The 19,623-nt window shown below is 68.3% G+C and carries 19 protein-coding genes and 1 pseudogene; 9 read left to right on the plus strand and 11 right to left on the minus strand.

All coding sequences use genetic code 11. From position 1 onward, the window contains the following. The first annotated feature begins 4 nt into the window (after window positions 1-4). From AC3WOE_RS06050 to AC3WOE_RS06070, 5 genes and pseudogenes are all read left to right on the plus strand, one after another. Window positions 5-727, plus strand: coding sequence for an ABC transporter ATP-binding protein (locus tag AC3WOE_RS06050; RefSeq protein ID WP_492689025.1), 723 nt, complete (start codon window positions 5-7; stop codon window positions 725-727). Further along, window positions 727-3,102, plus strand: a complete 2,376-nt coding sequence (locus AC3WOE_RS06055) for an ABC transporter permease (protein WP_492689027.1) — start codon at window positions 727-729, stop codon at window positions 3,100-3,102. Before AC3WOE_RS06050 ends, AC3WOE_RS06055 begins: the two co-directional genes overlap by 1 nt. A gap of 2 nt (window positions 3,103-3,104) precedes the next feature. Then, the gene (locus AC3WOE_RS06060; RefSeq protein WP_492689029.1) at window positions 3,105-4,298 is read left to right on the plus strand and encodes an efflux RND transporter periplasmic adaptor subunit; all 1,194 of its coding nucleotides are present in this window, start codon (window positions 3,105-3,107) and stop codon (window positions 4,296-4,298) included. 145 nt (window positions 4,299-4,443) lie between these two features. Continuing rightward, window positions 4,444-5,673 (plus strand): serine hydrolase domain-containing protein, encoded by a 1,230-nt coding sequence (locus AC3WOE_RS06065; protein ID WP_492689031.1) that lies wholly within the window; start codon window positions 4,444-4,446, stop codon window positions 5,671-5,673. 428 nt (window positions 5,674-6,101) lie between these two features. Then, window positions 6,102-7,549 (plus strand): annotated as a pseudogene (locus tag AC3WOE_RS06070) (IS1182 family transposase). A 211-nt stretch (window positions 7,550-7,760) separates the two neighbouring features. Here the strand turns inward: AC3WOE_RS06070 and AC3WOE_RS06075 are convergent. Further along, on the minus strand, window positions 7,761-8,153 hold the full coding sequence (locus AC3WOE_RS06075) for a hypothetical protein (RefSeq protein ID WP_492689032.1): 393 nt from the start codon (window positions 8,151-8,153) through the stop codon (window positions 7,761-7,763). 99 nt (window positions 8,154-8,252) lie between these two features. Further along, on the minus strand, window positions 8,253-8,624 hold the full coding sequence (locus AC3WOE_RS06080; RefSeq protein ID WP_492689033.1) for a GFA family protein: 372 nt from the start codon (window positions 8,622-8,624) through the stop codon (window positions 8,253-8,255). 129 nt (window positions 8,625-8,753) lie between these two features. Here AC3WOE_RS06080 and AC3WOE_RS06085 point away from each other — a divergent pair, with 129 nt between their 5' ends. After that, window positions 8,754-9,920 (plus strand): serine hydrolase domain-containing protein, encoded by a 1,167-nt coding sequence (locus AC3WOE_RS06085; RefSeq protein ID WP_492689035.1) that lies wholly within the window; start codon window positions 8,754-8,756, stop codon window positions 9,918-9,920. Between the two features lie 91 nt (window positions 9,921-10,011). Then, window positions 10,012-10,614, plus strand: coding sequence for a PAS domain-containing protein (locus tag AC3WOE_RS06090; RefSeq protein WP_492689037.1), 603 nt, complete (start codon window positions 10,012-10,014; stop codon window positions 10,612-10,614). 19 nt (window positions 10,615-10,633) lie between these two features. Here the strand turns inward: AC3WOE_RS06090 and AC3WOE_RS06095 are convergent, their stop codons facing one another. Further along, a complete protein-coding gene (locus AC3WOE_RS06095) occupies window positions 10,634-11,194 on the minus strand; it encodes a carboxymuconolactone decarboxylase family protein (protein ID WP_492689038.1) in 561 nt (186 codons plus the stop codon). A gap of 63 nt (window positions 11,195-11,257) precedes the next feature. Here AC3WOE_RS06095 and AC3WOE_RS06100 point away from each other — a divergent pair, with 63 nt between their 5' ends. Further along, window positions 11,258-11,611, plus strand: a complete 354-nt coding sequence (locus tag AC3WOE_RS06100) for a winged helix-turn-helix transcriptional regulator (RefSeq protein WP_492689040.1) — start codon at window positions 11,258-11,260, stop codon at window positions 11,609-11,611. On the opposite strand, the gene AC3WOE_RS06105 is transcribed toward AC3WOE_RS06100, so the two are convergent. The 3 genes from AC3WOE_RS06105 to AC3WOE_RS06115 all read right to left on the minus strand — a co-directional run bounded on the left by AC3WOE_RS06105 (window position 11,608) and on the right by AC3WOE_RS06115 (window position 14,067). Continuing rightward, window positions 11,608-12,834, minus strand: a complete 1,227-nt coding sequence (locus tag AC3WOE_RS06105; RefSeq protein WP_492689041.1) for a response regulator — start codon at window positions 12,832-12,834, stop codon at window positions 11,608-11,610. The two genes, AC3WOE_RS06100 and AC3WOE_RS06105, sit on opposite strands and share 4 nt — an antisense overlap. A 123-nt stretch (window positions 12,835-12,957) precedes the next feature. Beyond that, window positions 12,958-13,104, minus strand: a complete 147-nt coding sequence (locus tag AC3WOE_RS06110; RefSeq protein ID WP_492689043.1) for a hypothetical protein — start codon at window positions 13,102-13,104, stop codon at window positions 12,958-12,960. A gap of 39 nt (window positions 13,105-13,143) precedes the next feature. Continuing rightward, entirely contained in the window at window positions 13,144-14,067 is a 924-nt protein-coding gene (locus AC3WOE_RS06115) for a helix-turn-helix domain-containing protein (protein ID WP_492689044.1), read from the minus strand. A gap of 101 nt (window positions 14,068-14,168) precedes the next feature. Here AC3WOE_RS06115 and AC3WOE_RS06120 point away from each other — a divergent pair, with 101 nt between their 5' ends. Beyond that, a complete protein-coding gene (locus AC3WOE_RS06120; protein ID WP_492689046.1) occupies window positions 14,169-15,074 on the plus strand; it encodes a DMT family transporter in 906 nt (301 codons plus the stop codon). On the opposite strand, the gene AC3WOE_RS06125 is transcribed toward AC3WOE_RS06120, so the two are convergent. From AC3WOE_RS06125 to AC3WOE_RS06145, 5 genes are read right to left on the minus strand one after another with little or no spacing between them, the layout of a single operon-like run. After that, window positions 15,013-15,990: a branched-chain amino acid ABC transporter permease gene (locus AC3WOE_RS06125; RefSeq protein ID WP_492689047.1), complete on the minus strand. Its 978-nt coding sequence runs from the start codon at window positions 15,988-15,990 to the stop codon at window positions 15,013-15,015. The two genes, AC3WOE_RS06120 and AC3WOE_RS06125, sit on opposite strands and share 62 nt — an antisense overlap. Continuing rightward, on the minus strand, window positions 15,990-16,877 hold the full coding sequence (locus tag AC3WOE_RS06130; RefSeq protein WP_492689048.1) for a branched-chain amino acid ABC transporter permease: 888 nt from the start codon (window positions 16,875-16,877) through the stop codon (window positions 15,990-15,992). Before AC3WOE_RS06130 ends, AC3WOE_RS06125 begins: the two co-directional genes overlap by 1 nt. Window positions 16,878-16,892: 15 nt before the next feature. After that, on the minus strand, window positions 16,893-18,089 hold the full coding sequence (locus tag AC3WOE_RS06135; protein ID WP_492689049.1) for an ABC transporter substrate-binding protein: 1,197 nt from the start codon (window positions 18,087-18,089) through the stop codon (window positions 16,893-16,895). Between the two features lie 23 nt (window positions 18,090-18,112). After that, a complete protein-coding gene (locus AC3WOE_RS06140) occupies window positions 18,113-18,826 on the minus strand; it encodes an ABC transporter ATP-binding protein (protein WP_492689050.1) in 714 nt (237 codons plus the stop codon). Next, window positions 18,826-19,596, minus strand: a complete 771-nt coding sequence (locus AC3WOE_RS06145) for an ABC transporter ATP-binding protein (RefSeq protein WP_492689051.1) — start codon at window positions 19,594-19,596, stop codon at window positions 18,826-18,828. The genes AC3WOE_RS06140 and AC3WOE_RS06145 overlap by 1 nt, the downstream gene beginning before the upstream one ends. Between the last annotated feature and the right edge of the window lie 27 nt (window positions 19,597-19,623).

The following is a 19,623-nucleotide window of genomic DNA, read 5'->3' on the forward strand; positions in this document are numbered from 1 at the left end:
GACCATGGTGAATGAAGCGGTTGGCCGGCCCGTCTTCCGGGCTCGAGGCCTGAGCAAGGTCTATCGCACGGGGGAGATCGAGGTCCGGGCCTTGTCCGGTGTCGACCTGGATGTCTTCAGCGGCGAATTCATCGTGCTGCTGGGTGCATCCGGCAGCGGCAAGTCCACGTTGCTGAACATCCTCGGCGGCCTGGACACGCCGACCACGGGCGAAGTGTCGTTCGGCGGGCAGGCGCTGCAGGGCGCCGACGAAGCCGTGCTGACGACCTACCGGCGCGAGCACGTCGGCTTCGTCTTCCAGTTCTACAACCTCATCCCCAGCCTCACGGTGCGCGAGAACGTCGCGCTGGTCACCGACATCGCCCGCGACCCCATGCCGGCCGACGAAGCGGTGGCCCTCGTCGGGCTGGCGCCCCGGCGCGACCACTTTCCCTCCCAGCTGTCGGGCGGCGAGCAGCAGCGCGTGGCAATCGCACGTGCCATCGCCAAGCGCCCCGAAGTGCTGCTCTGCGACGAGCCTACCGGCGCGCTGGACTACCAGACCGGCAAGCTCGTGCTCGAGGTCATCGCCCGCGTCAACCGCGAGCTCGGCACGACGGCCATCATCATCACGCACAACGCCGCCATCGCCGCCATGGCCGATCGCGTCATCCACCTCGGCGACGGCCGCATCCAGCGCATCGTCGTCAACGAGCACCGGCTGTCGCCCTCGGAGCTGGCCTGGTGATGCGCGCCCTCGACCGCAAGCTGCTGCGCGACCTGCGGCGCATGTGGAGCCAGGCGCTCACCATCGCGCTGGTGGTGGCCAGCGGCATCGCCGGCTTCGTCACCAGCCTCTCCGCCGTCGACTCGCTCGCCCTGGCGCGCGAGCACTTCTATGCCGAGGGCCGTTTCGCCGACCTGTTCGCCGGTGTGAAGCGGGCGCCACGGGCGCTGGAGGCCGAGCTGCGCGATTTGCCCGGCGTGGCCGACGTTCAGACCACGGTCGAGGCGACCGTGCGGGTCTCCATTCCCGGCCTGGCGGATCCCATCATCGGCCAGCTCATTGGACTGGACCGGCGGCAGCCGCCGCGCATGAACCTCGTCAGCGTGCGCGCCGGGCAGCGCCTTGACGCCCTGGGCGACGCCCCCAGCGACGGCAGCCTGGCGGCCTTCGTGAACGAGGGCTTCGCACAGGCGCGGGGCCTGAAGCCGGGCGACGCGGTGGACGCCCTCGTCAACGGCAAGCAGCGCCGGCTGCGCATCGTCGGCACGGCGTTGTCGCCCGAATACATCTTCGCCGGCCTCTGGGGCATGCCCGACCTGCGCGGCTTCGGCGTGTTCTGGGTCGACCGCGACGCCCTCGCCGCGGCCTACGACATGCAGGGTGCGTTCAACCGCGTGGCCGTGAAGCTGGCGCCGGGTGCGTCCGCCGAAGGCACCGTGGCGGACCTGTCACGCCTGCTGGGCCGTTATGGCGGCCGCGACGTGTATGGCCGCGACAACCAGGTTTCGCACCAGATGCTCGACAACGAGATCAAGGAACAGCGGGTGCTCGGCACCGTGCTGCCGGCCATCTTCCTCGGCGTGGCCGCCTTCCTGCTGAATGTGGTGGTGACGCGGCTCGTCGGCACCCAGCGCGAGCAGATCGCCGCGCTCAAGGCCCTCGGCTACACGAACGCCAGCATCGCGGCCCACTACCTGAAGTTCGTGCTTGCCATCGTGGCCCTGGGCCTCGCACTCGGCCTGACGGTGGGCGACATCCTGGGCGGCGCGTTGACGCGGCTGTACGCCGAGTTCTTCCACTTCCCGCGCTTCGAGCACCAGCTGGCCGCGCCGCTGGTGGCCATCAGCGCGGCCATCACGGTCGGCACCGCGGTGATCGGCACCCTCAGCGCCATCCTCGCTACGGTGAGGCTGGCGCCGGCCGAGGCGATGCGGCCGCCGGCGCCCGGCCGCTACCGCAGCACGCTGCTCGAGCGCCTGGGCATCCAGGCCATGGGGCCGGCGCTGCGCATGACCGTGCGCAACATGGAGCGCCGGCCGCTGCGCGCGGCCTTGGCCGTGGGCGGCGTGGCTGCCGCGGTGGCCATCACCATCCTCGGCAACTACTTCCGCGACGCGATGGAGGCCATCATCGACACGCAGTTCACGTTGTCCCTGCGCGGCGACATCACCGTGTGGACGGCCGAGCCCGGAGACGCCGTCCGCGCACGGCTGGAACTGGCTCGGCTGCCCGGCGTCAGGGGTGTCGAGACGACGCGCTTCGTGCCGGTGGTGATGGGTCATGGGCATCGCACCGAGCGCGTCCTCGTGCGCGGCTTCGCGCCCCGGCCGGAGTTGTACCGGCTGGTGGACGTCGACAACCGCCAGCTGCCGCTCGAGGATCGCGGCCTGCTGCTCACGGACAGGTTGGCCGCCAAGCTCGACGCAAAGCCGGGCGACCGCGTCTGGCTGGAGGTGCTGGAGGGCGAGCCGCGCCGCATCGAGCTGGCCGTGGGCGGCACGGTGCGCGACATGATGGGCCTCAACGCCTACATCGACCGCGACGCCCTCAACCGCGCGCTGGGCGATGGCGATCTCGGTGGCGGCCAGGTGCTGTCCATCGAACGGGGCCGGGAGGCCGAGGTGCTGGCCCTGACCCAGGCGATGCCCCGCGTGGCCGGCGCCTTCAGCAAGGCCACGATGGTGCGCAACATGCAGGAGATCAGCGCCCGCAACGTGCGCATCATGAGCACCCTGATGACCGTGTTCGCCAGTGTCATCGCGGTGGGCGTGGTCTACAACAACGCGCGCATCGTGCTGGCCGAGCGCGGCTGGGAGCTGGCCAGCCTGCGGGTGCTCGGCTTCACGCGCGCCGAGGTGTCGGCCATGCTGCTCGGCGAGATGGCCATCACCATCGCCATCGCCCTGCCCCTGGGCATGGCCCTGGGCTGGGCCCTCATCCACGCCATCTCCGAGCTGCTGAAGTCCGACCAGTTCTTCTTTCCGGTCGTGATCCGCGCGCGCACCTACGCCTGGGCGGCGCTGTGTGTCGTGGCGGCCGGGCTCGCCAGCGGCGCCGTCGTGCGCCGCCGCATCGACCGGCTCGACATGGTGGCCGTTCTCAAGACCCGGGAATGACAATGAAGACCTCCTCGAAACTGACTTTGGCCGGCGCGACGCTGGCCGCCGTGCTGGCGCTGGCCTGGGCCTTCGCGCCTCGCCCGCTGGACGTGGAGGTCGGCAGCGTCGTCGAGGGCCCGTTCGAGGCCACCGTGGACGAAGACGCCCGCACCCGGCTGCGCGACCGCTACGTCGTCTCGGCGCCGCTGGCCGGCCGCCTGGACCGCATCGCGCTGCGGGAGGGCGATGCCATCGCGGCGGGCGACGTCGTCGCGACCCTGACGCCTTCGCTGTCGCCGCTGCTGGACGAGCGCAGCCTGCGCGAGCTGCGCGCGCGGGTGGACGCCGCGCAGGCGGGCGTCGAGCGCGCGGCCGCGCGCGTGGAGGGGTCCAAGGTGGCCCTCATGCAGGCCCGCATCGAGGCGCAGCGCAGCGACGAGCTGGCCAAGCAGGGCTTCGTTGCACCCACCAAGCTCGTGGCCGACCGACTCGCTTCCGTCGGCGCCGAGCGCAACCTGGAGGCGGCACGGGCCGAGCACCACATTGCAACGCACGAGGCCGAACAGGCCCGGGCGGCGCTCGGTGTGGCGCAGCGTGGCGGTGGCCCGGCCTTCGTGCTGCGCTCGCCCGTGGCCGGCCGCGTGCTGCGCATCCAGCAGGCCAGCGAAACCAGCGTGGCCCTGGGCACGCCGTTGCTGGAGCTGGGCGACACCGCGCGCATGGAGGTCGTGGCCGAGATGCTGACCACCGAGGCCGTGAAGCTGAAGCCCGGCCAGATGGTGCACGTGGAGCGCTGGGGCGGCCCGGGGGAGCTGACGGGGCGGCTTCGCCTCGTCGAGCCCGGCGCGTTCACCAAGGTGTCGGCGCTTGGCGTCGAGGAGCAGCGCGTGCGCGTGCTGATCGACCTGACGCAACCCGCCGATCAGTGGCCGACGCTGGGCGACGGCTACCGGGTGGGCGTGCGCATCGTCGTGCTGTCGGAGGCGCGCGCGCGCCAGGTGCCGCTGGCCGCTGTATTCCCGCGCGCCGATGCCCCAGGCATGGCGGTGTTCGTGATCGACGGCCAACGCGCCCGCCTGCAGCCGGTCGAGGTGATGGCGCGCAGCCGCACGCATGCATGGGTGAAGGGCGGGCCGGCGGTCGGCACCGAGGTCGTCCTCTACCCGCCCACGACGCTGGTCGATGGCGCGCGGGTGAAGGCGCGCAAGATCTGACAGGCATCGCCCTGCGCCGACACGACGACGACGACAGGGCGTTTCGACGCAGCGCTGGCCGGGCGCCTTGCCCTTAAGCTCGCCAGCCGCGGACCTGCCGACGGTGGCCGGGCCGCCCATTCACCGCAGCACCGAGGACAAAGCCATGAAGACATTCGTCGCCGCGCGACTCCTGCCGGCCGTCACCGCAGCCCTGCTGACGGCTGCGCTGCAGCCTGCCCGGTCCGCGGAACCGACCACCGCGACGCCGGCTGCCTCGGCGCCTTCAAGCGTCGGCGGCAGCGTGCTGTTCTGGAGCTTCGAGCAGCAGAAGGCCGGCTATCCCCATATGGAGGATCTGTTTCCCACCCGGCTCGTGAAGCGTGGATCGACGGCCAGCGCATTGCCGGTGGCGGCCCAGCCGCTGGAACTCAGCTTCAAGGTCGGCGACCAGACCTGGACCCTCGACGACTACATGACGCGCAACCGCGCTGCGGGCCTGCTGGTGCTGAAGGACGGCCAGGTGGTGCTGGAGCGCTACGGCCTGGGCCAGACGCCGCAGATGCGCTGGACGAGCTTCTCGGTCGCCAAGTCGTTCTCGTCCACTCTCGTCGGAGCGGCGATCCGCGACGGGCGCATCAAGAGCCTCGACGACGCCGTCACCACCTATCTGCCGGGACTCAAGGGCTCTGGCTACGAGGGCGTCAGCGTGCGGCAGCTCCTCAACATGACGTCCGGCGTGCGCTGGAACGAAGACTACGGCGACCCCAACTCCGACGTCGCCCGCTTCGCCGCGGAGCCCTCCGTCAACGGCTCGGACCCGGTCGTCACCTACATGGCCCGCCTGCCTCGCGAAGCCGCGCCGGGCAGCAAGTGGGTCTACAAGACGGGCGAGACCAATCTCGTCGGCTCGCTGGTGCGGGCGGCGACGGGCCGGACGCTGTCCGACTACCTGTCCGAGAAACTTTGGCAGCCGCTGGGCATGGAGGGCGACGCCTATTGGATGCTCGACCGCTCGGGTGCCGAGATTGCCGGCTGCTGCCTGTCGGTCACACTGCGCGACTATGGCCGCTTCGCCCTCTTCTTCATGCGCGGCGCCCGTCTGCCCGACGGGCAGGCGGTGGTGCCGGACGGCTGGGTCGAGCAGGCCACGACGACGACGCGTGAAGCCACCGAGGGCCTGCAGGGCCGTGGCGGCTACGGACTGCAGTGGTGGACCACCCGCGGCAAGCCCTACCGGGCCTCGGGCATCTTCGGCCAGGGCATCTGGATCGACCCCGAACTCAACCTCGTCGTCGTCACCCAGAGCGCCTGGCCGGCCGCGACCGATCCGCAGGCGGCCATGGTCAGGCAGGCGCTGATCGATGCGATCACGGCGCACTACCGGAAGAACTAGTTGCGCTTCTGCAGCGGAGTGATCGGCGCCTTGAGGCTGGTTGCTGACCTGTCCACAGGTCAGGGCATCGACGCCTAACTATCGTTCTACGTGAGATGAGCTATCGAAAATATTCGTTCGCTTGATAACCCATAGGACGGTACCTACGACGCCGTAGAGGGCGCCCGCGACAAGGAGAAGCCACTTCCACCATGCAAGTGATGCGTGTTCCGACCACATGTACCAAATTGCGAAAGCCGTCATGAGAGGGCCATAGATCAACGGATGTAGCCAACGCTCCCATGGAAGCAAACCGAGCATGCGTCCCCTCAAGTGGTATTGCGCTATGAGTTTACGGACGTCCGCTTCCGCTGGAGGCTGTGTGAAAACCCTCGTTGGATCGCACGCACCGCTGCCTAGATTGTGGGAACGCCACTCAGGGCTGCCACATGAAGCGATTCATCGAGGGAGAAGATCGGCACCAGGTCACGCTGCTGCCGGAGTGCCTGGACGACTTCATTGACGCGGACAACACGGTCCGAGTCATTGACGTCTTCATCGACGAGTTGGATCTCGTAGCGCTGGGCTTCGATGGCGCAAGTCCAGCCGCAACGGGCCGCCCCTCGTATCACCCGTCGGTGCTGTTGAAGCTGTACTTGTACGGCTATCTCAATCGCATCCAGTCCAGCCGTCGCCTTGAACGCGAATGCCAGCGCAACGTGGAGCTGATGTGGCTGACCGGCAGGCTGGCTCCCGACTTCAAGACCATCGCTGACTTCCGCCGCGACAACGGCAAAGGCATTCGCAACGTCTGTCGCCGCTTCGTGATGCTGTGCCGAGAACTGAAGCTGTTCACCGAGGCTGTCGTGGCCGTCGACGGCAGCAAGTTCAAGGCGGTCAACAACCGCGAGCGCAACTACACGCCAGGCAAGATCGAGCGTCGTGAACGTGAGCTGGAAGAGAGCATCCAGCGCTACCTCGATGCGTTGGAGACGGCCGACAGGACGCAGCCGGTGGAGATGCAGGCCAAGACGGCGCGACTGCAGGGCAAGATCCAGAAGATGCGGCAACGCATGCAAGAGCTTCAAGCCGTCAAGGCACAGCTGCAGGCCCTACCCGATCACCAGCTCTCACAGACCGATCCTGACGCCCGCGCGATGACCACCTACGCGCCAAGGGCACGGCCATGGTGGGCTACAACGTGCAGACGGCTGTCGACACCAAGAACCACCTGATCGTTGCGCATGAAGTGACGAACACCGGCAGCGATCGAGCCCAGCTCTGCGCAATCGCCGTGGCCGCAAGAGAAGCCATGGGCAAGCGCCGACTGACTGCCATCGCCGATCGCGGGTACTACAGCAGCCCAGTCCTCAAGGATTGCGAAGACGCAGGCGTGGCAGCGGTGGTCCCCAAACCCATGACATCCAACGCAAGGGCAGAGGGACGATTCGACAAGACCGACTTCATCTACATCGCCCGAGAAGACGAGTACCAGTGCCCTGCGGGGCAGCGCGCCATACACCGCTTCAGTCGAGAAGAGGACGGCCTGCAGATCCACATCTACTGGTCCAGCGCCTGCCCAACATGCCCCATGAAAGCCCAATGCACGACCAGTGAGTACCGGCGCATCAGGCGCTGGGAGCACGAGGAGATCGCAGAAAGGGTGCAGCAGCGACTGGACCGCATGCCGGACGCCATGACGGTACGCAAGCGCACCATTGAGCATGTCTTCGGCACCCTCAAGCACTGGATGGGCTGGACGCACTTCCTAATGCGTGGCATCCAGAACGTGGGCACCGAGATGAGCTTGAGCGTGCTGGCGTACAACTTCAAGCGCGTGCTGAGCATCCTCGGCTTTGCAAAAGCCAAAAGGGCAATGAGACTAGTGGGGGCGTGAGGCCCTTCTCCATTGCTGCTGGCGACGCACACGAGCCTGCAACGGGCCGTATTGCTCTCCGAATACCTCAGCAACCCGCAAACCGCGATTGCGCGCGCCAAACCGGACACGCAACGCTTCGATTGACGACCGATGAAGCCGCCGCCGAGTTCTCACACGGCCTCGCTGCACAACGGACTGCGGCTTGCGCAGTCCCAGTGACCACTCGCTGCTATCGCCTCCGTTTGAGGCTCACCTGCGCGCCATAGATCGCCGCCGGCATCGAGACCAGGATCGCCATCGCCGTGAACCACCAGGGCTGGGTGGGATCGGACAGCAGCAGCCCGATGGCGATGCTCAACACGCCGAAGGCGGCGGCGTTCCAGTACGGAAGCCTGCCTGCCAGGCGAGCGCAGATGCCACCGCCCACGGCCGTCGTCATCGTCCCCATCACCAGGGCAACGGCCAGGTAGGCGGGCTGCGCGGCGATCGCCGCGACGTCTGCCGACGTGCTGGCATCGCCGGGCCAGAGCGCCAGCACGGCAACGCCCGACACCAGGTCCAGTGCAAGCATGGTGACGAGACCCACCGCGAGGGCCCGCACGCTGAGGCGAGGCAATTCCATCAAGTTGTTGTCTGCTGAGATGCAGCGTCAGGGGAGTTGAATCTGTGCAGGATAGCTACCCTAGACTGACCTCAAGCTGCACGCGCACGGACGGCGCCGCTATTCGTCGAGGAATGTCCAGGACTTTGCACCATCAAAGCGGCGGACTCGTACCTGCTCGAGAAGCTTCACCGGAAACATCCTCAGATTCACGCCGTGCCAAGCGCCATCCTGTGGCTGCAAGGGCTCCCAGTGGGTTACGCATCCGCAACTCGTACAACGCATGGTGCGCAGGGTCTTCTCGCCCCAGACGTAGGAGGCAAGGGCATCGCTGCTCGCGCTCAGCTCCACAGTCATCCAGTCAAAAACTCCCCAGATCGCGCCAAGCCGGCGGCATATCGAGCAGTTGCATGACGTCGCGCGGGTCGGAACGTTTGGCAGACGAATTCGTATTGCGCCGCAGTGGCATGAACCCTGTAGCAATTGCTCCACAAGAAGATCCTTGCGCCATGGCTGAATTGACTATGGCGTAGTGTCTGCTTCCGCTGCGACCCCGTCGCCTGCAAAACAGCAGCCAGCGCAAATTCACCGACCACCGCGCCCCTTGGCCACAATGGCCCGATGCGCCTCCCTCGCCGCCTCGTCCTCCTCGCCGCCCTGGTCTCGACGCTGGCCGTCGCCGAGCCCGCTTATTTCCCGCCGCGTGGCGACTGGGCGCGGGCCCAGCCGGCCGCGCTGGGCCTGGATGCAACCCGCCTGGCCGAAGCCGTCGCCTATGCCCAGGCCCATGAGAACCCGGCACCACGCGACCAGGCCCTCTACCTGGCCCAGAGCTTCGGCAGGAACGAGCCCTATTACGGCGGCCAGATCGGGCCCACGCGCGAGCGGGCGACGGCCAACGGCCTGGTCATCTACCGCGGCAAGGTGGTGGCCGAATGGGGCGACACGCAGCGCGTCGACATGTCGCACAGCGTCACCAAGACCTTTTTGTCCACGGTCGTCGGCCTGGCCTGGCAGCAGGGGCTGATCAAGAGCACCGACGACCGCGCGGCCGACTACATGCCGCCCGGCGTCGACCTCTTCACCGCGCCGCATAACGCGCCCATCACCTGGGATTACCTGCTGCGCCAGACCAGCGACTGGCAGGGCACGCTGTGGGGCAAGCCCGACTGGGCCGACCGCCCCGTCGGCAAGACGCCCGAGGACTGGCCGAACCGGCCGATGTTTGCGCCGGGCACCCACTACAAGTACAACGACGTGCGCGTCAACGTGCTGGCCCTGGCGGCCCTGCAGGTCTGGCGCCGGCCGCTGCCCGAGGTGCTGCGCGAGCAGGTCATGGACCCCATCGGCGCGTCCAGCCGCTGGCGCTGGAACGGCTACGAGAACTCCTGGGTCGAGCTGGACGGCCAGCGCATGCAGTCGGTCTCGGGCGGCGGCCACTGGGGCGGCGGCATGTTCATCGACGCCTGGGACATGGCTCGCTTCGGCTATCTCTTCCTGCGCCAGGGTGAGTGGAACGGCCGCCCGCTGGTGTCGCGCGACTGGATCGCCAAGGCCCGCCAGCCGGGGCCGGACAACGCCGAGTACGGCTACTGCAACTGGTTCCTCAATCCCGGCCGGAAGGCCCTGCCGGCGGCGCCCGAGAGCAGCGTGACCTTCCGCGGCAATGGCCAGAACATCATCTACATCGACTGGGAGAACGATGTCGTCGCGGTCGTGCGCTGGATCGACAACGGGCCGGCCCTGAACGAGTTCGTCGGCCGGTTGCTGGCGGCGGTGGAGCACTGACCCGGTCCTTCGTGCACTGTGCCATGGCCGGCGGCGGTATCCGTTGGCGCAACTTGCCGGCAAGCCGGGCACCGGGCCTCACAATCACCGCATGGAAATGCAGCAGCAACCGGCGGACCACCGTTGGCGGCAAGCCATGGAGGAGGGCGACCTCGGGATCTGGGACCTGCGTCTCGAGCTCGAGACGGTCCACTATTCCCCGCAGTGGAAGCAGCGCCTGGGCTTCCCCGAGCCGCACAGCGCCGACAGCACGCATTTCTGGCGCTGCCGCGTCCATCCTGAAGACCTGGAGCCCATGCTCGCCGCCATCCGCGAGCATGCCGTCGGCGGGCGGCCGGCCTATGAAGCGAGCTTTCGCCTGCGCAGCAATGGTTCGGGCTATCGCCGTGTTCACTCCCGCGGCCGCGTGATCGAACGCAGCGCCGAAGGCCGCGCGGTGCGCATGGTCGGGACCATGATCGACCTGACCGAACGCCCGTCTTCACCGCGGGGCGGCCTGCCGGTGGGTCCGCGCGGCCTCATGGAGGGCGTGCCCCTGGATCTGCCCTTTCACCGGCTGCTGAGCTTCGAGCATGCCGGCCTGGACGGCACGGATCTGGCGCGGCAGGTCGCCGTCGAGCGCGACCGCTTGCTGGGCCTGGTGGCGGACCTGCTGCAGGCCTCCGTGGCACAGCTGGACGAGCTGTGCTGCTAGCCGGACCCGAAGGCGGCTTCTAGCGATAGCGGTCGAGAGACGGCCGCGCCAGGGCCGCCAGCATCGCGACGCCGGTGTAGTGGCCGACGAGCTGGGTCATCTCGATGAGGGTGTTCTCGTCGAAGTGCCGGCACAGCTCGGCCCAGCTGGCGTCCTCGACGTCGAGGCGCGCCACCAGGCCGTCGACAAGGCGCAGCGCGGCCAGCAGCTGCGGCGTCCACAGCGCCGCGTCGAGCGCGGGCCGGCGCAGGTCGGCGATCTGTGCCTCGCTCAAGCCCATGCGCCGCGAGATCGTCTGTTCGTGCAGGTTGAACTCGTAGTCGCAGCGCGCCATCGTGCAGGTGCGCAGGATGACGGCTTCGCGCAGCAGCGGCGCCAGGCGCCTGCGGTCGGCCAGGCCGGTGGGGCCGAGCAAGCCGCTGTCCACCATCTCCTTGAACAGCTCGCCGTGGCGGGCTACGGTCAGGAAGATCTGCGGCGGCGGCATGCCCGCCGGCAGCAGGCGGCTCATGCGCTCGGCGACGTCGGGCGGCAGGGGCATGGTTCGAGGGGCGATGCGGGGTGTCGTGGCAGTGTTCATGCTTCGAAATAAGAAGCGTTGCGGTGGGCGAACTCTAGCCGCAGTTGCTTCTAAAATCAAAGCATGACGACAAAACGCCTCGAAAAACTGGTGGTGGCCGATACGCCGGCCTCGGGCAAGGACGCCATCAACGCGGCGCTGGAGCTCTTCCACCGCCGCTGGACGCTGCGCATCCTGTGGGAGCTGCGCGGCGAGGATGCGAGCCTGAACTTCCGCGCCCTGCAAGCGGCCTGCGGCGACCTGTCAGCCTCGGTGCTGAACCAGCGCCTGGCGGAATTGCGCGCCGCCCTGCTCGTCGAGCATGACGCGGGCAGCGGCTACCGGCTGGCGCCCCAGGGGCGCTCGCTGCTGGTGGCCATCGAGCCGTTGCTGCAATGGGCGCCGCGCTGGGCGCGCGAGGTGCAGAAGGCGGCTTAAGCAGGGACTCGCACGGCCAGTCGGGCTTTCTCGATGGCGGCGATCAGGGCTTCTTCCGAATACGGCTTGCCCAGCAGCTGGGTCACGCCGGCGGCCTGGGCCTGCTCCTGCTTGTCGTCGGAAGACGTGATCATCAGCACCGGCAGTTCGGCCGTGGCGGCGGCGGCGCGCACCCGGCGGGTCAGCTCGAAGCCGTCGATGCCGGGCATCTCGACATCGGTGATCAGCACATGGGGGCGCTCGGCGGCCAGCAGCTCCAGGGCCTGCTCGCCGCTCTCGGCCAAGGCGACGCGATAGCTCTGGGTGGCCAGCAGGCGGCTGATCTTGACGCGGACGATCTTGGAGTCGTCGGCGACCAGCACCAGGGTCTCGTCGGCGCGCAGCTCGCGGGTCGCCTGGGCGGCCGCTGCCGCTGCGGCCGCAGCTGCGGCTTCGGCAGCAGCACGTTGCGCAGCCGCCGCACGTTCGGCCTCGAGGCGCCGCTGTTCGGCCGCCAGGCGCTCGGCCTCGGCGGCTTCTCGCGCGGCCTGCTCGCGGGCCAGGCGTTCGATTTCCTCGCGCTCGGCCCGCAGGCGTTCGGCTTCGGCCTGGGCGGCGGCCTGGCGGCGGGCTTCCTCGGCGCGGGCCTCGGCTTCGCGGGCGGCGGCTTCCTGAGCCAGGCGCGCGGCTTCGGCGGCTTCGCGTTCGGCCCGTTCGCGGGCGAGGCGCTCGGCTTCAGCCCGCGCTTCGGCCTGGCGCTGGGCCTCGGCGGCTTCTGCCGCTTCGCGTTCGGCTCGGGCTTTGGCTTCCTCGCGGGCGACACGTTCGGCTTCGAGCCGCTCGGCCTCGGCCCGTTCAGCGGCCTGGCGCTCGGCTTCGGCGGCCGCGGCGGCCTCCCGGGTGGCCTGGGCCTGGGCTTCGAGGCGGGCGGCTTCTTCCTGCTCGACGCGGACACGTTCGGCCTCGATCGCCTCTTCCTCGGCACGCTGCTGGGCCAGGCGCTGGGCCACGGCTTCTTCCACCTCGCGCAGGGCCTGGGCGTCGGCTTCCTGGCGGGCGGCCATTTCGGCCGACACATGCTGGGCGCGAGCGGCGTGCTCGACCTGGCTCTGCATCAGGCTGTCGGCTTCGCGGCGCTCGGCGTCGGCACGGGCCTTCTGCTGGCGGCGGCGCCCCAGCCAGAGCAGGAACAGCACGACGGCGACCGCCACGGCGGCCAGGGTCCAGATCAACAACTCATTCATCGTCGGGGGGCGTGCGGGACTTCAAAGTCTCACATCATCGCGCCCCTGAGTGTCCGCTCCGCGAACCGGCCTTTTCAATGCGGCCCGGCCGGCGTCGTTTTTGTCACGCCGGGGCGGACAGATTCAGCGTTGCGGCGGCGGCAGGATGCTGGCCGTGCGGGCCACATTGCCGGCCACTTCGTCCTCACCGGGCACGAAAAGCGTCAGCACGACCGCCAGCACCGACACCACGAGGGTGACGGTGAACTTGAAGCGGGGTGACGTGGGCATGGGCTCGATAGTGGGCCATGTCGCCGTGGCGCGCCCCCCCTAACTCGCTGGTAAATGCTGACGGCGTGGTGGCAGGAGTCGACGGTATTGCCCCGGCGTGGTGCCGAGCGCCGTCTTGAAGCGCTGGCTGAGATGGCTGGCACCGGCATAGCCGCAGGCGGCGGCGATGTCGGCCAATGGCAGAGCACTGCCGCTCAGCAGTTCGCGGGCACGGTCCAGCCGGCGAGCGGCGACCCAGTCGTGCACCGTGCTGCCCATGGAGACGCGGAACATGCGGGCGAAGTGGAATTCCGACAGATGGGCCTCGGCGGCCAGGCGGGGCAGGCTGAGGTTCGCACTGTCCAGGTGCATGTCGACGAAATCCAGCACGCGCCGGCGGGCCGCGCTCGAGAGGCCACCGGCCGCGCGTTCGGCCCGCTCGCGTTGGCGCGGCCGGGCGGCCTGCAGCACCAGGTGGTCGAGGGCGGCCTGGCTCAGGGCGTCGATGCGCAGGCGCTCGGCCGGGTCTCGCCAGTCCTGGGCAGCGACGCCCTGGGCCCAGGCGGCGAGGGTGGCGTCCTCGCCGAAGATGCGCTGCTCCAGCGTGATGGCGCGCGGTTCGGCGTCCAGCAGCCGCACGATGCGGTCGGCCCAGGCAGCGTCGGACAGGTAGAGGTGGACGAAGCGCAGCGGCCCGGCCACGTTCCAGCGCGATTCGTGCTCGGCCGGCAGGATGCAGTGGCAGCCGGGGTGGCCGGTGTCGCGGGGCGTCTCGACGAGGTGGGTGTCGTGACCGCCCTGCAGATAGACCGACAGGGTGTGGTGGCCGGGCTTTTGATAGTCCATGCGGCCGCCGCGGTTGCACCACTGCACCAGGCGCAGGCCGTCGGCGAGCGCCAGCTCACGTTCGCGGCGCGCATGCGAGCGGCCCAGCACGTCGAAGACGGGCTGGTGGGCGGTCGAACCGGCGGTCAGGTCGAGCATGAGCCGATGCTAGGGCCACCGGCCCCTTCCGTGCCGTGGCCGGGCCGACGAAGCGCAGGAATATGCAATCGCGCCGCCGCCCGACCGGCCACGATGGCGGCATGAATGCTCTTCTCTATGTGCTGGTGGTACTGATCTGGGGCACGACCTGGATCGCCCTGAAGTGGCAGCTCGGCACCGTGCCCATCGCGCTGTCCATCGCCTACCGCTTCGGCCTGGCGGCCCTGGTGCTGTTCGCCTGGCTCATCTGGCGCCGCCAGCTCGTGGTGCCGCGCGGCAAGGCGCTGGGCTGGGTGCTGGCCCAGGGGCTGTGCCTGTTCTGCCTGAACTTCGTCTGCTTCCTGAACGCCAGCCAGACGGTGGCCAGCGGCCTGGTGGCCGTGGTGTTCTCGAGCGCGGCGCTGTGGAATGCGCTGCTGGCCCGCGTGGTGCACGGACGGGCCATTGCGCCCCAGGTGCTGGCCGGCGGTGCGCTGGGGCTGACTGGCCTGGTGCTGCTGTTCTGGCCCGAGATCAGCGGTGGCCATGCCAGCGCCGTCGGCCTGGCCTGGGCCCTGGGCGGCACGCTGTGCTTCTCGACCGGCAACCTGCTGTCGGCCGCCCTGCAAAACCAGGGGCTGAAGCCGGTGCAGACCAATGCCTGGGGCATGGCCGTCGGCACGGCCATCCTGACGGGCTATGCGCTCGCGGCCGGCCTGCCCTTGGTGTTTGACGCGAGCGCCCGCTACGTCGGTGCGCTGCTCTACCTCGCCATTCCCGGCTCGGTCATCGGCTTCACGGCCTATCTGACGCTGGTGGGGCGGCTGGGCCCCGAGCGGGCGGCCTACAGCACCGTGCTGTTCCCGGTCGTGGCGCTGAACGTGTCGGCCTGGGTGGAGGGCTACCAGTGGACGGCGCCGGCCCTGGCCGGCCTGGCCCTGGTGATGGCCGGCAATGTGCTGGTGTTCAGGAAGCCGGGCGGCGCTTCTCGAACAGCGCCATCGCCTCGCCCACCAGCCCGCGCCTGAAGGCCAGCACGCAGACGATGAAGATCAGCCCGGTGACGAGGCTGACCGATTCGCCCAGGCTGTTGAACCAGGCCACGCCGGTCAGGTCGCCCAGCCAGTTGCCGAGGTCGCCGATCTTGTTCTCCAGCGCGATGATGACCAGGGCACCGACCATGGGACCGACGAGGGTGCCCATGCCACCGACAAGCGTCATCAGGATGACGAGGCCCGAGGTGGTCCAGATCGCGTCGGTCAGCGTCGCGAAGCCCAGCACCAGGGTCTTGGTGGCGCCGGCCAGGCCGGCCAGGGCGGCCGACAGCACGAAGGCCAGCAGCTTGAAGTGGGCCGTGTCATAGCCCAGCGACGTCGCACGGGCCTCGTTCTCGCGGATGGAGGTCAGCACCTGGCCGAAGGGCGAGTGGACGATGCGGTAGATCAGCCAGAAGGCCGCGATGAAGATGGCCAGCACGACGTAGTACAGCGTCAGGTCGCTTTCCAGATGCAGGCCCAGCAAGCTGCCGCGCGGCACCGCCTGCAGGCCGTCCTCGCCGCCCGTGAAGGGCGCCTGCAGGAAGAAGAAGTAAAGCATCTGGGCCAGGGCCAGCGTGATCATCGAGAAGTAGATGCCCGAGCGCCGGATGGCCAGCAGCCCGAACACCAGCCCGACGACGGCCGCGCCGGCCATGCCGGCGACGAGGCCGACCGGCGTCGGCAGGCCCCAGACCTTGAGGGCATGGCCGCAGACATAGCCGGCCGTGCCGAGGAAGGCGGCGTGCCCGAAGGACAGCAGGCCGGTGAAGCCGACCAGCAGATTGAAGGCACACGCGAACAGCGCGTAGCAGAGCACCTTCATGACGAAGACGGGATAGACCCCCAGGGCCGGCAGCAGCGCGATGCCGGCGAACAGGGCGGCGTAGCCGATGACTTTCTTGTTCATCACTTCTCTTTTCCGAACAAGCCAGCCGGACGAACGAGCAGCACGATGGCCATGACGACGAAGACGACCGTGTTGGACGCCTCGGGATAGAAGACCTTGGTCAGCCCCTCGACGATGCCCAGGCCCAGGCCGGTCAGGATGGAGCCGAGGATGGAGCCCATGCCGCCGATGACGACGACGGCGAAGACCACGATGATGAGGTTGGACCCCATCAGCGCCGACACCTGCAGGATGGGCGCGGCCAGCACGCCGGCGAAGGCCGCCAGGGCCACGCCGCCGGCATAGGTCAGCGTCACCATGGCGGGGACGTTGATGCCGAAGGCCTGCACGAGCTTGGGGTTCTCGGTGCCGGCACGCAGCTTGGCGCCGAGCGACGTCTTCTCGATCAGCGCCCAGACCGCGAAGCAGACCACCAGCGAGGCAACGACCACCCAGCCGCGGTAGTTGGGCAGGATCATGAAGCCGAGGTTGGTGGCGCCCTGCAGCGCGTCCGGCACCTGGTAGGGCTGACCGGAGACGCCGTAGAAGCTGCGGAACACGCCCTCGATGACCAGGGTGATGCCGAAGGTCAGCAGCAGGCCATAGAGGTGATCCAGCTTGTAGAGCCACTGCAGCATCGTGCGTTCGATGACGATGCCGATGAGCCCCACGGCGAAGGGCGCGAGACCCAGCATGAACCAGTAGTTCAGGCCCAGGTATTCCAGCCCCATCCAGGCGAAGAAGGCCCCCATCATGTACAGCGCCCCGTGGGCGAAGTTGATGATGTTGAGCATGCCGAAGATGACCGCCAGGCCCAGGGACAGCATCGCGTAGAACGAGCCGTTGACCAGGCCGAGCAGCAGCTGACCCAGCAGGGCCGGCAGGGGAATACCGAAGAACTCTGTCATCGCGCCCTCAGGGGATCACTTTTTCACCAGCGGGCACTTGCTGTCGGCGAGCTTGGTGAAGGCCTCTTCACCCGGAATGCGCGTCACGACCTTGTAGTAGTCCCAGGGCTCGGTCGATTCCTTCACCGACTTCACCTGCATCAGGAACATGTCGTGGATGCCGCGGCCGTCTTCCTTGCGGATGGTGCCCTTGGTATAGAAGTCGTTGATCGGCGTGTCCTTCATCTTGGCGATGACCTTTTCGGCATCGTCGGTCTTGGTCGCGTTGACGGCGTTCAGGTAGTGGGTCACGGCCGAGTAGTCGGCGGCCTGCAGCGACGAGGGCATGCGCTTCATCTTCTCGAAGAAGCGGCGGCTCCAGGCGCGGGCCTCGGGGCTCTGGTTCCAGTACCAGGAGTCGGTCAGGTACATGCCTTCGGTGGTCTTCAGGCCCAGGGAGTGCACGTCGTTGATGAACATCAGCAGGCCGGCCAGCTTCATCGTCTTGGTGATGCCGAACTCGTTGGCGGCCTTGACGGCGTTGATGGTGTCGCCGCCGGCGTTGGCCAGGCCCAGGATCTGGGCGCCCGAGCCCTGGGCCTGCAGCAGGAAGCTGGAGAAGTCGCTGGCGTTCAGCGGATGCTTGACGCTGCCCTTCACGGTGCCGCCGTTCTTCTGCACGACGGCCGTGGTGTCGGCCTGCAGGGCCGCGCCGAAGGCGTAGTCAGCGGTCAGGAAGTACCAGTTTTTTCCACCGGCCTTGGTCACCGCGCCGCCGGTGCCATTGGCCAGGGCCACGGTGTCGTAGGCGTAGTGGATGGTGTAGGGCGTGCAGTTGGCGTTGGTCAGCGCGGAGCTGCCGGCGCCGATGGAGATGAAGGGCTTCTTCTTCTCGGCCGCGACGGTGGCGATGGCCAGGTTGACGCCGGAGTTGGTGCCGCCCACCAGCAGGTCCAGGCCCTGCGTGTCCATCCACTCGCGCGCCTTTGCGGAGGCGACGTCGGCCTTGTTCTGGTGGTCGGCAAAGATCAGCTCGATCTTCTTGCCGGCGGCCATGCCCTTCATGTCGGCGATGGCCATCTTGATGGCCTCGACACCGCCGGCACCGTCGATGTCGGCATAGACGCTGGACATGTCGGTCAGGAAGCCGATCTTGATGACGTCACCCGAGATCTGGGCCTGGGCGGCGAAGCCGCAGCTGGCGAGGGCGGCGGCGATGAGGGTCTTCTTCATGATGTCTCCAGTTGAAGGTCGGGTTAGACGCTGAGCAGCTCGTCCAGCTTGGCCTGGTGGGCCGGCAGTTCGGCTGCGGGAAAGGACAGCACGACCTCGCCGTGCTCGATGACGATGAAGTGGTCGGCCAGCGGGGCGGCGAAGCGGAAGTTCTGCTCCACCATGACGATGGTGAAGCCCTGCGCCTTCAGCGCGCGGATCATGCGGGCCAGGGCCTGGACGATGACGGGGGCCAGGCCCTCGGAGATCTCGTCCAGCAGCAGGATGTCCGCACCCGTGCGCAGGATGCGCGCGACGGCCAGCATCTGCTGTTCGCCGCCCGACAGCCGCGTGCCGGGGCTGTGCCTGCGCTCCGCCAGGTTGGGGAACATCGCGTAGATCTCGGTCTCGCTCATCACCTTGCCGCGCCGGGCCTTCAGCAGCGGCGGCAGGCGCAGGTTCTCCTCGGTCGTCAGCGACGCGAAGATGCCGCGCTCCTCGGGACAGTAGCCGAGCCCCAAGTTGGCGATGCGATGGGTCGACAGCCCAATGGTCTCTTCGCCATGGACCTTGATCGAGCCCTTGCGCGCACCGGTCAGGCCCATGATGGCGCGCAGCGCCGTCGTGCGGCCGGCGCCATTGCGGCCCAGCAGCGTGACGACCTGGCCGGGCTGCACGCTCAAGGACAGGCCGTGCAGGATATGGCTCTCGCCATACCAGGCGTTGAGGTTTTGGATTTCGAGGGCGGGTGTCGCCATCAGTGCGCTCCCTGCAACTCGGTGGCTTCGGTGCCCATATAGGCTTCCAGCACCGCGGGGTGCTTGGACACGGTGGCGTAGTCGCCCTCGGCCAGCACGGCGCCGCGGGCCAGCACGGTGATGCGGTCGGCGATGCTGGCCACCACCTTCATGTTGTGCTCCACCATCAGCACGGTGCGGCCCTCGGCCACGCGCTTGATGAGGGCCGTCACGCGGTCGACGTCCTCATGCCCCATGCCTTGCGTGGGTTCGTCCAGCAGCATCAGTTGCGGCTCCATCGCCATGGTGGTGGCGATCTCGAGGGCCCGCTTGCGGCCATAGGGCAGGTCGGCCGCCTTCACATTCGCCATGTCGCGCAGGTCGACCAGTTCGAGCAGGGACAGCACCTTGGCGTCCAGCGTCTTCAGCCCGGTCAGCCCCTTCCAGAAATGGAAGCTCGTGCCGGTGAAGCGCTGCAGGCCGATGCGCACGTTCTCCAGCACGGTCAGGTGCGGAAACACCGCGGAGATCTGGAAAGACCGGATGACACCGCGGCGCGCGATCTGGGCCGAGCTTTCGCCGGTGATGTCGGCACCCGCGAACACGATGCGGCCGCGTGTCGGCGTCAGGAATTTGGTCAGCAGGTTGAAGCAGGTGGTCTTGCCGGCGCCGTTGGGGCCGAGCAGGGCGTGGATGTGGCCACGCTGCACGCGCAGGTTGACCGAGTCGACGGCGGTGAAGCCTTTGAACTCCTTGGTCAGGTCCTGGGTCTCGAGGATGAATTCGCTCATGGACTTCCGGGTTGGCTGCGCGACTCT

Source organism: Roseateles sp. FW305-36, from assembly GCF_058787015.1.

What these genes read in the sequence shown, in the direction of transcription:
- AC3WOE_RS06130 (WP_492689048.1), bottom strand. Translation starts at nt 16,877, where the DNA reads ATGACAGAGTTCTTCGGTATTCCCCTGCCGGCCCTGCTGGGTCAGCTG.
- AC3WOE_RS06090 (WP_492689037.1), top strand. Translation starts at nt 10,012, where the DNA reads ATGGAAATGCAGCAGCAACCGGCGGACCACCGTTGGCGGCAAGCCATG.
- AC3WOE_RS06065 (WP_492689031.1), top strand. Translation starts at nt 4,444, where the DNA reads ATGAAGACATTCGTCGCCGCGCGACTCCTGCCGGCCGTCACCGCAGCC.
- AC3WOE_RS06125 (WP_492689047.1), bottom strand. Translation starts at nt 15,990, where the DNA reads ATGAACAAGAAAGTCATCGGCTACGCCGCCCTGTTCGCCGGCATCGCG.
- AC3WOE_RS06055 (WP_492689027.1), top strand. Translation starts at nt 727, where the DNA reads ATGCGCGCCCTCGACCGCAAGCTGCTGCGCGACCTGCGGCGCATGTGG.
- AC3WOE_RS06060 (WP_492689029.1), top strand. Translation starts at nt 3,105, where the DNA reads ATGAAGACCTCCTCGAAACTGACTTTGGCCGGCGCGACGCTGGCCGCC.
- AC3WOE_RS06140 (WP_492689050.1), bottom strand. Translation starts at nt 18,826, where the DNA reads ATGGCGACACCCGCCCTCGAAATCCAAAACCTCAACGCCTGGTATGGC.
- AC3WOE_RS06050 (WP_492689025.1), top strand. Translation starts at nt 5, where the DNA reads ATGGTGAATGAAGCGGTTGGCCGGCCCGTCTTCCGGGCTCGAGGCCTG.
- AC3WOE_RS06105 (WP_492689041.1), bottom strand. Translation starts at nt 12,834, where the DNA reads ATGAATGAGTTGTTGATCTGGACCCTGGCCGCCGTGGCGGTCGCCGTC.
- AC3WOE_RS06100 (WP_492689040.1), top strand. Translation starts at nt 11,258, where the DNA reads ATGACGACAAAACGCCTCGAAAAACTGGTGGTGGCCGATACGCCGGCC.
- AC3WOE_RS06120 (WP_492689046.1), top strand. Translation starts at nt 14,169, where the DNA reads ATGAATGCTCTTCTCTATGTGCTGGTGGTACTGATCTGGGGCACGACC.
- AC3WOE_RS06110 (WP_492689043.1), bottom strand. Translation starts at nt 13,104, where the DNA reads ATGCCCACGTCACCCCGCTTCAAGTTCACCGTCACCCTCGTGGTGTCG.
- AC3WOE_RS06115 (WP_492689044.1), bottom strand. Translation starts at nt 14,067, where the DNA reads ATGCTCGACCTGACCGCCGGTTCGACCGCCCACCAGCCCGTCTTCGAC.
- AC3WOE_RS06145 (WP_492689051.1), bottom strand. Translation starts at nt 19,596, where the DNA reads ATGAGCGAATTCATCCTCGAGACCCAGGACCTGACCAAGGAGTTCAAA.
- AC3WOE_RS06085 (WP_492689035.1), top strand. Translation starts at nt 8,754, where the DNA reads ATGCGCCTCCCTCGCCGCCTCGTCCTCCTCGCCGCCCTGGTCTCGACG.
- AC3WOE_RS06095 (WP_492689038.1), bottom strand. Translation starts at nt 11,194, where the DNA reads ATGAACACTGCCACGACACCCCGCATCGCCCCTCGAACCATGCCCCTG.
- AC3WOE_RS06075 (WP_492689032.1), bottom strand. Translation starts at nt 8,153, where the DNA reads ATGGAATTGCCTCGCCTCAGCGTGCGGGCCCTCGCGGTGGGTCTCGTC.
- AC3WOE_RS06135 (WP_492689049.1), bottom strand. Translation starts at nt 18,089, where the DNA reads ATGAAGAAGACCCTCATCGCCGCCGCCCTCGCCAGCTGCGGCTTCGCC.